Origin of the sequence: Nocardioides bruguierae (genome assembly GCF_023656415.1) — a bacterium.
Taxonomy (GTDB): Bacteria; Actinomycetota; Actinomycetes; order Propionibacteriales; family Nocardioidaceae; genus Nocardioides; species Nocardioides bruguierae.
This window is the reverse complement of sequence record NZ_JAMOIL010000011.1, coordinates 14,590-27,131: the sequence shown is the minus strand read 5'-3', so window position 1 is coordinate 27,131 and position 12,542 is coordinate 14,590. Positions and strand designations below refer to the sequence as shown.

At 74.4% G+C, this 12,542-nt stretch carries 12 protein-coding genes and 1 pseudogene; 6 read left to right on the top strand and 7 right to left on the bottom strand.

The annotated features are described in order from the left end of the window. Window positions 1-169: 169 nt before the first annotated feature. The gene (locus tag M8330_RS09920) at window positions 170-646 is read right to left on the bottom strand and encodes a PGPGW domain-containing protein (protein WP_250827201.1); all 477 of its coding nucleotides are present in this window, start codon (window positions 644-646) and stop codon (window positions 170-172) included. Between the two features lie 65 nt (window positions 647-711). Here M8330_RS09920 and M8330_RS09915 point away from each other — a divergent pair, with 65 nt between their 5' ends. After that, window positions 712-1,194: a GNAT family N-acetyltransferase gene (locus M8330_RS09915; RefSeq protein WP_250827200.1), complete on the top strand. Its 483-nt coding sequence runs from the start codon at window positions 712-714 to the stop codon at window positions 1,192-1,194. Here the strand turns inward: M8330_RS09915 and M8330_RS09910 are convergent. Both M8330_RS09910 and M8330_RS22670 read right to left on the bottom strand, forming a co-directional pair. Continuing rightward, complete coding sequence (locus tag M8330_RS09910; protein ID WP_250827199.1) at window positions 1,163-1,423, bottom strand: hypothetical protein; 261 nt, start codon at window positions 1,421-1,423, stop codon at window positions 1,163-1,165. The genes M8330_RS09915 and M8330_RS09910 overlap by 32 nt on opposite strands. Before the next feature lie 58 nt (window positions 1,424-1,481). Continuing rightward, window positions 1,482-1,619 (bottom strand): annotated as a pseudogene (locus tag M8330_RS22670) (PGPGW domain-containing protein); the annotation flags it as partial. A 144-nt stretch (window positions 1,620-1,763) separates the two neighbouring features. Here M8330_RS22670 and M8330_RS09905 point away from each other — a divergent pair. Further along, complete coding sequence (locus M8330_RS09905) at window positions 1,764-2,678, top strand: sulfite exporter TauE/SafE family protein (RefSeq protein WP_250827198.1); 915 nt, start codon at window positions 1,764-1,766, stop codon at window positions 2,676-2,678. 81 nt (window positions 2,679-2,759) lie between these two features. Here the strand turns inward: M8330_RS09905 and M8330_RS09900 are convergent, their stop codons facing one another. The 3 genes from M8330_RS09900 to M8330_RS09890 form a co-directional block, all read right to left on the bottom strand. Further along, on the bottom strand, window positions 2,760-3,773 hold the full coding sequence (locus tag M8330_RS09900; RefSeq protein WP_250827197.1) for a TerC family protein: 1,014 nt from the start codon (window positions 3,771-3,773) through the stop codon (window positions 2,760-2,762). A 206-nt stretch (window positions 3,774-3,979) separates the two neighbouring features. Further along, window positions 3,980-5,521 (bottom strand): hypothetical protein, encoded by a 1,542-nt coding sequence (locus M8330_RS09895; RefSeq protein WP_250827196.1) that lies wholly within the window; start codon window positions 5,519-5,521, stop codon window positions 3,980-3,982. Window positions 5,522-5,803: 282 nt separating this feature from the next. Continuing rightward, window positions 5,804-6,421 (bottom strand): TetR/AcrR family transcriptional regulator, encoded by a 618-nt coding sequence (locus M8330_RS09890; RefSeq protein WP_250827195.1) that lies wholly within the window; start codon window positions 6,419-6,421, stop codon window positions 5,804-5,806. Between the two features lie 129 nt (window positions 6,422-6,550). On the opposite strand from M8330_RS09890, the gene M8330_RS09885 reads away from it, so the two are divergent. The 3 genes from M8330_RS09885 (at window position 6,551) to ilvA (ending at window position 9,884) form a co-directional block, all read left to right on the top strand. Then, the gene (locus tag M8330_RS09885) at window positions 6,551-7,747 is read left to right on the top strand and encodes an acyl-CoA dehydrogenase family protein (RefSeq protein ID WP_250827194.1); all 1,197 of its coding nucleotides are present in this window, start codon (window positions 6,551-6,553) and stop codon (window positions 7,745-7,747) included. Window positions 7,748-7,818: 71 nt separating this feature from the next. Continuing rightward, a complete protein-coding gene (locus M8330_RS09880) occupies window positions 7,819-8,577 on the top strand; it encodes an SDR family NAD(P)-dependent oxidoreductase (RefSeq protein WP_250827193.1) in 759 nt (252 codons plus the stop codon). Between the two features lie 32 nt (window positions 8,578-8,609). Next, the gene (gene ilvA / locus M8330_RS09875; protein ID WP_250827192.1) at window positions 8,610-9,884 is read left to right on the top strand and encodes a threonine ammonia-lyase IlvA; all 1,275 of its coding nucleotides are present in this window, start codon (window positions 8,610-8,612) and stop codon (window positions 9,882-9,884) included. Window positions 9,885-10,121: 237 nt separating this feature from the next. Here ilvA and M8330_RS09870 read toward each other — a convergent pair whose 3' ends face one another. Beyond that, window positions 10,122-11,369 carry a PQQ-dependent sugar dehydrogenase gene (locus tag M8330_RS09870; protein ID WP_250827191.1) on the bottom strand — a complete coding sequence of 416 codons (1,248 nt, stop codon included), beginning with the start codon at window positions 11,367-11,369 and terminating at the stop codon, window positions 10,122-10,124. Window positions 11,370-11,638: 269 nt separating this feature from the next. Between M8330_RS09870 and M8330_RS09865 the strand changes: the two genes are divergently transcribed. Further along, the gene (locus M8330_RS09865) at window positions 11,639-12,457 is read left to right on the top strand and encodes a polyprenol monophosphomannose synthase (RefSeq protein WP_250827190.1); all 819 of its coding nucleotides are present in this window, start codon (window positions 11,639-11,641) and stop codon (window positions 12,455-12,457) included. Window positions 12,458-12,542: the final 85 nt, after the last annotated feature.

The following is a 12,542-nucleotide window of genomic DNA, read 5'->3' as shown; positions in this document are numbered from 1 at the left end:
GGGCGGCTCGGGGGCCTGTGGAGAGTGGGTGGCCTGGTCGGGGGGGGTGGTCTCGACGTGCGCTCGTCGCCGGGGCTCCTCGCTGCTCGACCGCCGGGCGCTGCGGGTGCGGGGGTCTCGAGGCTCGTCGCTGGCGCTCCTCACACCTCGACCACCGGGCCGGGAGAGGTCAGGAGCGGCGCTTGTGCTCCGCGTACTCCGCCTCGACGGCCTCGAGAGCCTCCGGGTGGCCGCGGAAGCGGCGGATGCTCCACACGATCAGGAAGATCGCGAGCAGGCCGGAGAGGATGAGGGTCACGCCGGTGCCGGCGCCACCGATCAGCCACCACGAGTCGGCCACCGGCCACCACGACGGGGCCGGCGGCGACCAGATCCACACGACACCCCAGGCCAGGAGCCAGATCGCGAGCACGACGGAGCCGGCCACGCGCAGCTTGTTGTCGACCGAGTCGGCCGCGCCCTTGAGGGCGCGGTACTTGATCGGTGCGAGCCTGCGCTCGGCCCAGGCGTAGCGCTGGGAGAGCAGGGCGACGCCGGCGAAGATCATCAGCAGGCCCGGCCCCGGCAGCACCAGGGCGGCGATGCCGGCCAGCACCAGCAGCCAGCCGAGGACCTCGATCACGATCATCTTCGCGGCCCGCGTCATGGCTCCATCCTGACAGGAGGCTCCCAGCCGTTCCGGGTGAGCAGGCACGCCCGTACGCTCCCGTCGTGGCCCTGACCATCCGCACCGACGACGTCCACGACCCCGAGGTCATCGCCTTCCTCGAGGCCCACGTGACCCAGATGCGCAGCATCTCCCCGCCCGAGTCGGTGCACGCGCTCGACGTCGAGGGCCTGCGGCGCCCCGAGATCACGTTCTTCGTCGCGCACGACGGGGCAGGCAGCGAGCTGCTCGGCACCGCCGCGCTCAAGGACCTCGGGGACGGCCACCTGGAGCTGAAGTCCATGCGGACGGCACCCCACCGTCGCGGCGAGGGCATCGGCGCGCAGGTGCTGGCCCACGTGCTCGAGCACGCCCGCGCACAGGGCACGACCCGCATCTCGCTCGAGACGGGCTCGGAGGACTTCTTCGCCCCCGCGAGGTCGCTGTACCGCCGCCACGGGTTCGTCGACACCGAGCCCTTCGCCGACTACGCCCCGGACCCGCTGAGCACCTTCCTCACGCTGCGGATCGACGCGACTCCTCGCTGAGCTCCCCCGACCTCAGGGCGGACGCCGGCGTGCGCCCCGGCCCCAGCACCACCCGCGCCCAGGCCACCAGCGCCAGGCAGACCACGCCCGAGGCCACCTGCGAGACCCCGGCCCACCAGCCGCCGGGCAGCCACGTCCAGGCGGGCAGCCCCCACCAGGCGGGCTGAGCGGGCTCGAGCAGCCACAGCACGCCGGCCAGCCCGACCAGGGCGGTGACGAGCGCGCTCACGAGCGTCCGCGGCCACGTCTCGACCGCCCGCGCGGTCTCGCGCAGCGCGCCGCTGCGCCGGCCGCAGCCACCGTGCGGCCCGTTCGTCGTAGCGCGCCAGCAGGGGCACGCCGAGGGCGATCAGGAGCAGGCCGGGGCCAGGCAGCGGGTAGAGCACCACGCCGCCGACCACCAGCGGCCAGCCGAGGCCGACCATCCAGAGCCGCCGCACGACACCAGCCTGCCAGGGGCCGGGTCACAGGGGCGGGTGCTGGACGCCGACCCCTTTGTCATTTAAGTTGACCAAACAGATCGACTTACAAGACAAGCCGATCGGCTTCCCCCTCGAAAGGAGCGCCCCGTGCGCACACTCCTGCTGGTCGGCTTCGTCGGCCTGTTCGCCCAGCTCGTCGACGGCTCGCTGGGCATGGCCTACGGCGTCACGTCCACGACCCTGCTGCTCGCCGTCGGCGTGGGCCCGGCAGCGGCATCGGCCGCGGTCCACTTCTCCGAGATCGGCACCTCGCTGGTCTCCGGCGCCTCGCACGCGCGCCTCGGCAACGTCGACTGGCGCACCGTCGCGATCATGGCCGGGCCCGGCTTCGTGGGCGCGTTCGCCGGCGCCACGTTCCTGGCCAACCTCGACGGGGCCCTCGCCAAGCCGGTCGTCGCCGGCATCCTGCTGAGCCTCGGCCTGTACGTGATCTGGCGCTTCCTCGCCCTGGGTGGCCGCCGCCCGCAGTTCGGACGACGGCCGCACGCCGCGCTCCTGGCGCCGCTCGGCCTCGTGGGCGGTGCGCTGGACGCCGTCGGCGGCGGCGGGTGGGGCCCGGTCGGCACCACCACGCTCCTCTCCTCCGGCCGCCTCGAGCCCCGCAAGGTCGTCGGCTCGATCGACACCTCGGAGTTCGTGGTCGCCATCGGCGGCTCGCTCGGCTTCATCATCGCCCTGAGCAGCCAGGGCATCCCGTGGGGCTACGCGGGCGCGCTGCTGGCCGGCGGCGTGGTCGCCGCCCCGGTCGCGGCCTGGCTGGTCCGCATCCTGGCCCCGCGCGTGCTGGGCGTGGCCGCGGGCGGCCTCATCGTGCTGACCAACTCCAAGACGCTCGCCGAGGCGTTCGGCGCCACGGGCACGCAGGTCGCCGTGCTCGCGGGCACGATCGCCGTCGCCTGGGTCGCGGGGATCGTGTGGGCCGTGCGAGCCGAGCGGGCCGCCGCCGTCCTCGCCCACCGTGAGGTGGAGGCCGACCTGGCCGGCGAGCACACGCCGGCCTGAGGCAGCCCCTCACCACGAGGAAGAAGCACACGACCCCCTGCCCGACGTGCGGGCAGGGGGTCGTGTCACCAGCAGACCGACTCAGGCCGAGATCTCGTCCTGCTCCTCCGCCTTCTCCGCGCGGGAGGAGGCGACCAGCGAGGTGATCGTGGTGAGCACGAGGATGCCGACGATGACGAGCATCGAGGTGACGGTCGGGATCTCGGGCACCGAGGACCAGGTCATGTGGCCCCAGTGCAGCACCAGCTTCACGCCGATGAAGACGAGGATCGCGGAGAGGCCGTAGGAGAGGTGCACGAGCTTGGCCAGCGCGGATTCGATCACGAAGTACAGGGCTCGCAGGCCGAGCAGCGCGAAGGCGTTGGTCGCGAAGACCAGGTACGGATCGCCGGTGATGCCGTACACGGCCGGCACGGAGTCGACCGCGAAGACGATGTCGGTGGCGAAGACGGCGATGGTGACCAGCGCGAACGGGGTCAGCGCGCGCCTGCCGGCCTGCTTGACCGTCATCCGCGGACCCTCGTAGGTGTCGGTCACCGGCATGACGCGGCGCACGAGCCGGACGATCCTCATCTCGTCCACGTCGACGTTCTGCTCGTCGTGGCCGGTCAGCGCGTCGCGCAGCAGCTTGAAGCCGGTGAAGAGCAGCACCGCGCCGAAGACGAGGAAGACCCAGTTCCACTTGTCCAGCGCGGCGGCGCCGAGGGCGATGAAGATGCCACGCAGGACGAGCGCGCCGATGATGCCGTAGAGCAGGACCCGCTGCTGGAGCTCGCGGGGCACCGAGAACGCGCCGAGCAGGAGCATGAACACGAAGAGGTTGTCGACCGAGAGCGACTTCTCGACGATGTAGCCGGTGTAGTACTCGGTGCCGATCGAGCCGCCGTACTGGGTCCAGATGAAGACGCCGAAGGCGACCGGCAGCGCGATGTAGAACAGCGACCAGCCGACGGCTTCCTTGAAGGAGACCTCGTGCGGCTTGCGGGTGGCGATGAAGTCGAGGACCAGCAGGACGACGACGGCGCCGATCGTGGCGGCCCACAGCGTCGGGGTGCCGATGGACTCGATCGCCATCGGTGCGGCAAGGGTGGTCACGGGACGTGCTCCTCAGGGGTCGGCGCAGCAGCCACGAGGCGCTGCGCGATCTCTGAGGTCTCCCCCACCGGCGCGGTTGCCGGCGCCGCCCGGGTCGGTCCGTGGAGACCGACGTACTGACCGGGTCGAGCTTGGGCGGGGTACTCCCCTCACGGATGAGTGTAGGTGACCGGGGTCCGGCGGCCCAGCCCACCGACCGGGTGGGCTCAGCGGACGACGAGGTCGCGGTCGCGCACGCGCGAGCCGTGGGCCAGCCACCAGCAGGCTGCGCCGGCCACGTCCGGGTCCGGGCTGGCGGCCAGCCGCGGCAGCAGCGGGTGCGCGGCCATGCCGGCCGAGTAGGTGGCGGCGCGGGCGCTGCCGGGGGTCTCGACGGCGGCCAGGAGGACGTGCTCGGGCATCACCTCGCCGGCCACCCCGGAGACGAGCAGCCCGAGCCGGTGCCGGTCGCCCGCGTCGTCCGCCCACCCCGTGAGCACCCGGGGGACGCGGACGTCGACCAGGCCGACCAGCCGGCGGCCGGCCCGCTCACGCACGGCGGGGTCGGGGGAGGTCACGGCGATCTCCGCGACGGCGTCGGCCACGGCCGCGCGCAGCGGCTCGATGGAGGTGCACAGGAAGGACGCGGCCGACGCCCGGCTCTCCGGCCCGCCGGCCACGATCTCCCACAGCAGGCGGGTCAGCAGCGGCTGCGGCGGCACGCCGAGCCGGTCGCAGACCTGGTTGCTCTGCTGCTCGCAGGCCAGCCACACGGGGTTGGCGGTGCGGTTGGCCGGGTCGGGCGCGGCGACCGTGGGGCTGGGTGCGTGCGCCAGCCGCCCGCGCACCCGCTGCAGGTCGGACGCCGGCAGCAGCCGCATCAGGTGCGAGAGCCAGCGCCACGGGCCGGTGCCGGGGTGCGCCTCGTTGTAGGCCAGGGCCAGCCGCTCGACGTGCGGGGTCCAGAAGCCGCGGTCCCCGGAGACCTCGGCCATCGTCTCCAGCGCCAGGCAGGCACCCTGGACGACCCAGGGCCGCTGGTCCTCCATCAGGTCGAGCGCCCAGGCCGTCGTCGGGTCGTCGACCGCCTGGCCGACCACGGCCAGCGGGTCATTGACGACCTGCACGTGCGGGTCGGCCACGCAGTCGCGCACCGCCTCGACCACCAGCCCGCCGTACGCGCTGCGCCGCAGCAGCGACAGCGCGTCGTAGCGGGCCGCGTAGCCGCGACCGACGGCGCGGCCGGCCTCGGAGAGCAGCTGACCGAACAGGTCGAGGGAGAGGCCGCGCGGCAGGCCGATGTTGCCCGGCAGCGCCATGGCCCGCGCCCAGGCCAGCCACTCGTGCCCGGCGGCACTGCCGTCGAGCACCGGCGCGTGCAGGCGCTGCATCTCCTCGACGGTGCCGGCCGGCGTGCCGGGGTCGCGGTCGGCGGGCGAGTAGGGGAAGGCCCGGCACATGACGTCCACGGCCGCGCGCAGCGAGGACGCCGGGAGGTGCAGCACGCGCTCGTAGGCGTCGACCAGGCCACCGTCGCGCACGACCCCGGTCTCGAGCCGGTGGAGCGAGGAGGAGCTGGTGGCGAGGCCCTCGTCGCCGAGGCGTTCGACCATGTCGGAGAGGCGGGACGCGGCGGCGTCACCAGCGGTCAGCCGGGCCATCCGCAGCAGCCAGCCCACGCGCACGGGCACGTCGAGGGCGGCACCGTTGAGCGGTGTGGTGTCCTCGAGCGGCTTGAGCGGAGCTCCTCGCGCCTGTTCCGTGACCATGCCCTGGCGGCCTTCCCACCGCCTCCCCACGTGGCGGTTCGGCAACCACTCTCCCAGCGGAGCGCGCCGACTGGAACGGCAGGCCTTTACTTTTCTGACCGGTCCAAACCGGTCACCGATGCCGTCACTCGGGCACAGGAACGGGCGTCCACCCTGGTCAGAGGTCGTGTGACGGGCGCTACAGGGCCCTCACAGGCAACGGGTGTGACCGATCCCCGCACCCTTCTCCTCAGGCGCGGCCACTCCCTGCCACCGACAGGAGGCGGACGCAGGAGGGGCCTGTCAGGAGTGCGCGGCCGGCGCCAGGCCCCGAGCCACGAGGTCGGCCAGCGCCCGGTAGGCGGTGGCGTCGTCCAGGCCGGTCCGCTCCCGCAGCGTCCCGACCTGGATGCCCTCCATCAGGTGCGCCACCGCGGCCCCGACGAAGGCGCCGTCGACCGGCCGCAGGCGCCCGGCCGCCACGCCCTCCTCGACGAGCCGCCGCACCCGGGCCGCCGCCGCCTCGGTGTTGCGGCGGTAGACCTCGCCGGCCGCGGCGTGCGCGGCCAGGTCGGCGTAGAAGCGCGGCCCCGCCGGCGCGAGCGCCTCGGCGACGGCGAGCAGGTAGGCGGTCACGCGGAGGCCGGGGTCGGGCTCGGCCGCGACGCGCTGCTCGACCTTCCGGGTGGCCTCGCGGAAGTACCGCCCCACCACGGTCGTGACGATCTGCTCCTTCGAGGCCGCCACCTGGTAGAGCGTCGTGCGCGAGCAGCGCAGCCGGGCGGCGAGGTCGCCGATGCCGAGGTCGAGGAAGCCCTCGGCGAGGAAGAGGTCGACCAGCGCGGCCAGGAGCTCGTCGCGGCGCGCCCCCCGACGGGCGGACGCCGGCGGCGCCGCCGGGTCCGGGTCATGCGCGGTCATGGGACACGACTGTAGGGCTACCCGCGGGTAGGCCGCGCAGCCACCTGGTCAGCCAGTACTGAGATGCGTACTGTGGTACTCCTCACGTTCTCGACCGCTCCGCTCCGCCAGCCGCCCGGGAGGCCACCCATGCCCGCTCGCCGCGTCCTCGCCGACGACACCACCGTCGACCTGCTGCGCCTCGTCCGCACCATCGCCCACGAGCAGCTGGCGCCCCGCGCCGCCGAGGCCGAGGCCGAGGAGGCGTTCCCCCGGGACGTCTTCGCCTCGCTGGGCCGCACCGGCCTGCTCGGCCTGCCCTACCCCGAGGACGTCGGCGGTGCAGGCCTGCCCTACGGCGCCTACCTCCAGGTGCTCGAGGAGCTGGGCTCGGTGTGGGCCTCCGTGGCGGTCGGCGTCTCCGTGCACACGCTCTCCTGCTTCCCGCTGGCCCGGTTCGGCACCGACGAGCAGCGCGCCCGCTGGCTGCCCGACATGCTGGCCGGCGACCGGCTGGGGGCCTACTGCCTCTCCGAGCCGCACGCCGGCTCCGACCCGGCCGCCATGCGCACCACCGCCCGCCGCGAGGGTGACGAGTACGTGCTCGACGGCGCCAAGGCCTGGACGACCCACGGCGGCCACGCCGACTTCTACACGGTCATGGCCCGGACCTCCGACGAGCGCACCGGCATCTCCTGCTTCCTCGTCCCCGCGGACGCGCCGGGGCTCTCGGCCGACAAGCCCGAGCGGAAGATGGGCCTGACCGGCTCGGCCACGGCCACCATGCGGCTCGACGGCGTGCGGGTGCCGCTCGAGCGCCGCATCGGCGCCGAGGGCGAGGGCCTGCGGATCGCCCTGGCGGCGCTGGACGCCGGCCGGCTGGGCATCGCCGCCGTGGCGACCGGGCTCGGCCAGGGCGCGCTGGACCTGGCGCTCGGCTACGCCCGCGACCGCGAGACCTTCGGGCAGCGCATCCTCGACCACCAGGGCGTCGCCTTCCTGCTGGCCGACGCGGAGGCGGCCGTCGTCTCGGCCCGCGCGACCTACCTCTCCGCCGCGAGCCTCGCCGACGCCGGGCTGCCCTACGGCCGGGAGGCCTCCGTCGCGAAGCTCGTCGCGACCGACAACGCCATGAAGGTCACCACCGACGCCGTGCAGGTGCTCGGCGGCTACGGCTACACCCGCGACTTCCCCGCCGAGCGGTACATGCGCGAGGCGAAGGTGATGCAGATCTTCGAGGGCACCAACCAGATCCAGCGGGTCGTCATCAGCCGCTCCCTCGACAAGGATGCGCGGTGCGACACCGGCGTGGTGGAGCAGCTGCCCGTGCCGGCACTCGCCCACTGACGCCTCCCCGCGTCGCCCAGCACGAGCAGACAGCACGAACCGACAGCACGAACCGTCCAGGAAGGACACCCATGCAGGTCACCGACACCGCCGCGATCGTCACCGGAGGCGCCTCCGGGCTCGGGGCGGCCACCGCCGCCCGGCTCGCCGGCGCGGGCGCACAGGTCTTCGCGCTCGACCTCCCGGCCTCGATCGAGTCGGCGCCGGAGGTGGACGGCGTCACCTACGTGCCCACCGACGTGACCGTCCCCGCCGAGGTCGACGACGCGGTGGCGCGGGCCGTCGCGTCCGGCCTCTCGCTGCGCGTGGCGGTGAACTGCGCCGGCATCGGGCCGTCGATGCGCATCCTGGGCCGCAAGGGCCGCCACGACCTCGACTTCTACGCCAAGGTCGTGCAGGTCAACCTGATCGGCTCCTTCAACGTCCTCACCATCGCGGCCGAGGCCATGGCCGCGACCGAGCCGCTCGAGGACGGGCAGCGGGGCGTGGTCGTGAACACCGCCAGCGTCGCCGCGTTCGAGGGGCAGGTCGGGCAGGCCGCCTACTCCTCCTCCAAGGGCGGCATCGTCGGCCTCACGCTGCCGGCCGCGCGCGACCTCGCCCAGCACGGCATCCGGGTCAACACCATCGCGCCCGGCATCGTGGAGACGCCGATGCTGGCCACCGTCTCGGAGGAGTTCCGGGCCGGGCTGGCCGCCGGCGTCCCGTTCCCGCAGCGCCTGGCCAAGCCGTCCGAGTACGCCGACCTCGCGCTCTTCCTCGTCGAGCACGACTACCTCAACGGCGAGACCGTCCGCATGGACGGCGCCCTGCGGATGGCGCCCCGCTGAACCACGCCGCGCGCCTCTGAGAGGCTGGCGGGGTGCACCTCCCCACCGCCGCAGACGTGGACGCCGCCGCGCAGAGCCTTGCCGGCGTCCTCACCCCGACCCCGCTGCACCGCAGCGACCGCCTCTCCGAGGCCACGGGCCTGGAGGTGTGGCTCAAGCGGGAGGACCTCCAGCCGGTCCGCTCGTACAAGGTACGCGGCGCCTACCACCTGATCTCCGGCCTCTCCGCCGAGGAGCAGGCCCGCGGGGTCACCTGTGCCTCCGCCGGCAACCACGCCCAAGGCGTGGCGCTGGCCTGCGCGCGGGCGGGGGTCCGGGCGCGCGTCCACCTGCCGCGCACCACCCCGCGGCAGAAGCGTGAGCGGGTCGCGGTGCTCGGCGGCGACCTGGTCGACGTCGTCATCGGCGGGGACACCTACGACGAGGCCGCCCGCGCGAGCGCCGCGTTCGCGGCCGAGACCGGTGCGACCCCGGTGCCCGCGTTCGACGACCCGCGGATCGTGGCCGGGCAGGGCACGGTGGCGCTCGAGGTGCTCGCCCAGCTCGCCGAGGCGGGGGTCGGGACGCCGGCGGCGCTGGTCGTCCCCGTCGGGGGCGGCGGCCTGGCGGCCGGCTGCCTCACGGTGCTCGCCGAGCGCGCGCCCCACGTGCAGGTCGTGGCGGCCGAGCCGGCCGGTGCCGCCTCGATGGCGGCCGCGCTGGACGCGGGTGAGCCTGTCGAGCTCGAGCGGCTCGACGGGTTCGTCGACGGTGCCGCCGTCCGCCGCGTCGGGGCCACCACCTACGCCGTCGTGGCTGCGCACCCGCCCCTGATGCTGGCCGTGCCCGAGGGCGCGCTGTGCGTGGAGATGCTCGCGCTGTACTCCTCCGACGGGATCATCGCCGAGCCCGCCGGGGCGCTGGCCACCACCGGTGTCGGGATGCTCGAGCAGCTCGCCGGGCTGGACCTGCCGCCCGGCTCGCCGGTCGTCGCGATCGTCTCCGGCGGCAACAACGACGTCTCCCGCTACGCCGAGGTCGTGGAGCGGGCGCTCGTGCACGAAGGGCTCAAGCACTACTTCCTGGTGGAGTTCCCGCAGGAGCCGGGGGCGCTGCGCCGCTTCCTCGACGAGGTGCTCGGCCCCGACGACGACATCACGCTGTTCGAGTACGTCAAGCGCAACAACCGCGAGACCGGCCCCGCGCTCGTCGGCGTCGAGCTGGGCGCGGCCACCGACCTGGCGGGGCTGCTCGAGCGGATGGACGCCAGCCCGCTGGTCGTGACCCCCGTGGAGCCGGACTCCCCGCTCTTCCGCTTCGTCACCTGAGGTCGCGGGGCCTCGGTCTCGCGACGGCCGTGGACGGCCTCCTCGACCAGCGGCCGCCCACCGGTGGTCGGGGTGCGAGGAGCCCCGGCGACGAGCCTCGAGACCGGCGGGTCGGGCACCGACGATCGGGTGCGGCGATCTCGAGGCTCGGCCGTGGACGGCCTCGCACCTCGATCACCGGACGGCGAGCCGCCTCGCACCTCGATCACCGGACGGCCACGCGGCCTCGCACTTCGATCACCGGACGGCGAGCCGCAGGAGCCGGTCGTCCCCGGCCGACGGGGTGGTGCGGCCGTCCGTGTTGGACGTGCCGAGCCACAGGCTGCCGTCCGGCGCGGCGGCGACCGAGCGCAGGCGGCCGTAGCGGCCGGTGAGGAACCGCTCGACGCGACCCTTCCGGGGGCCGCGGAGGGTGACGGCGTAGAGGCACTGCCCCTGGAGCGTGGCCAGCCACGCACGGCCGTGGGCGACCGCGATGCCGGCGGGCGAGGCGTCGTCGGTGGCCCACTGCACGAGCGGGTCGCGGTAGCCGCCGCGTCCGTCGGACCCCTCGACGTCAGGCCACCCGTAGTTGCCGCGTCTGACGATCCGGTTGAGCTCGTCGGCGGTCTTCTCGCCGAACTCCGAGGCCCACAGGTCGGCACCGTCGAAGGCGAGCCCCTCGACGTTGCGGTGCCCGCGCGACCACACGGGGTTGCCCCAGGGGTTGCCGGCGGGCACGGAGCCGTCGGCCTCGAGGCGCAGCACCTTGCCGTTGAGGGAGCCGGTGTCCTGGGCGGACGACGGCACCTCGGCGTCGCCGGTGGCGACGAACAGGTGGCCGGACGGCCCGAAGGCGAGGGCGCCACCGTTGTGGTGGACGGACTTCGCGATCCCGTCGAGCAGCACCTGCGGGCGTCCGAGCGTGCCGCCGCCGGCGCCGCGGGGCGTGAACCGCATCCGCACGACCTGGTTCTCGGTGGCCGTCGACCGGTAGGCGTAGAGCCAGGGCCGGCGTGGGAAGTCGGGGTGCAGCGCGAGGCCGAGGAGGCCCGCCTCGCCGGCGCTGGCGACGTTGGAGACGCTCGGCACCTCACCGATCGTCCGGCGGCGCCCCGACGGGCCCACCCGGTGCACCCGGCCGGTGTCGCGCGAGGAGACCAGGGCGCTGCCGTCGGGCAGGAACGCGAGGCCCCACGGCACGTTGAGCCCGGTCACGAGCGTGCTCGCGACGCGCACGCGGACGCGGCGGGGCACCGCGTCCTCGGTCGCGTCCTCGGTCGGGCTCGCGCTCGTGCTCGTGGACGCGGATGGCGAGGCGGACCCCGAGCCGGACGCCGAGCCGGACGTGCTCGAGGAGGGCGCGCCGGACGTGGACGAGGCCCCCGGACCGGACGACTCCTCCGCGCTGCAGGCGCCCAGCAGGCCGAGCCCGGCCAGGCCGCCGAGACCTGCGCCGGTGCGCAGCAGGACGGACCGGGAGACGACGAGGGGGCTCTCGCTCATGCCGCCACCTCAGCACCCTCCACCAAAGGGTGAGAAGCGGACCGGCCAGGTCACAGGCTTCCCACAGGTGCAGATCCCCCATCTAGGGGACAGATGTCGGCTTCGTGCAGGTCAGGCCCACCGCGACGTCCCCGCTCCCGAGCCACAGAGGGCCGTGCTCGCGGCGAGGCCCACGAAAAGGTGCCGTCGGCACCCATCCGCCCGGCACCGGCGCACCGAACTTCCCGGTACGCGCACCGACACATGACCGCCGACCTGGGGGGAACGTCATGACCGGGAACACCACGCACGCACCACTCACCGACCCACGCACGCTCGTCGTCGTCCCGACGTACGACGAGGCCGAGAACATCACCAGGATCGTGCGGCGCACGCTCGCCGTCGGTCCGCACGTCGAGGTGCTCGTCGTCGACGATGGCAGCCCCGACGGCACCGGCGAGATCGCCGACGCCCTCGCCGCGAGCGAGTCGCGGCTCCACGTCCTGCACCGCACGGAAAAGAACGGGCTCGGGCCGGCCTACCTGGCCGGCTTCGCCTGGGCGCTGGACCGCAGCGCCGGCCGCAGCTACGACGTCGTGGCCGAGATGGACGCGGACGGCTCCCACCTGCCCGAGCAGCTGCCGCGCCTGCTGGAGGCCCTCGACCGGGCCGACCTCGTGCTCGGCTCCCGGTGGCTGCCCGAGGGCGCCGTGCACGGCTGGTCGCGGCACCGCGAGCTGCTCTCGCGCGGCGGCAACGTCTACGTCCGCGCCCTGCTGCGCGTGCCGCTGACGGACGCGACCGGCGGGTACCGCGTGTACCGCGCCGAGGCCCTGCGCTCGCTGGACCTCACGGAGATCGCCTCCGCGGGCTACTGCTTCCAGGTGGACCTCGCCCGCCGGGTGCTCCAAGCGGGCCTCGCCGTCCGCGAGGTACCGATCGACTTCCACGAGCGCGAGCACGGCGCCTCGAAGATGACGGGCGACATCGTCCGCGAGGCCCTGTGGCGCGTCAGCGTGTGGGGCCTGGCCGACCGGCTGCACCGTCGCGGCCGCGCCCGCGCCGTCCCGGTGGCCGCGCCCGTCGTCGCGCTGCCGCGGCACCGGTGACGCGGGCCGCGCCCGCCCACCTCCACCCACGGTCGACCCCCGTCGACCCCCGCGGTCCCGCGACCGCCTCCCCGGCCCGCCGGCG

What these genes read in the sequence shown, in the direction of transcription:
- M8330_RS09920 (WP_250827201.1), bottom strand. Translation starts at nt 646, where the DNA reads ATGACGCGGGCCGCGAAGATGATCGTGATCGAGGTCCTCGGCTGGCTG.
- M8330_RS09895 (WP_250827196.1), bottom strand. Translation starts at nt 5,521, where the DNA reads ATGGTCACGGAACAGGCGCGAGGAGCTCCGCTCAAGCCGCTCGAGGAC.
- M8330_RS09890 (WP_250827195.1), bottom strand. Translation starts at nt 6,421, where the DNA reads ATGACCGCGCATGACCCGGACCCGGCGGCGCCGCCGGCGTCCGCCCGT.
- M8330_RS09885 (WP_250827194.1), top strand. Translation starts at nt 6,551, where the DNA reads ATGCCCGCTCGCCGCGTCCTCGCCGACGACACCACCGTCGACCTGCTG.
- M8330_RS09880 (WP_250827193.1), top strand. Translation starts at nt 7,819, where the DNA reads ATGCAGGTCACCGACACCGCCGCGATCGTCACCGGAGGCGCCTCCGGG.
- M8330_RS09870 (WP_250827191.1), bottom strand. Translation starts at nt 11,369, where the DNA reads ATGAGCGAGAGCCCCCTCGTCGTCTCCCGGTCCGTCCTGCTGCGCACC.
- M8330_RS09865 (WP_250827190.1), top strand. Translation starts at nt 11,639, where the DNA reads ATGACCGGGAACACCACGCACGCACCACTCACCGACCCACGCACGCTC.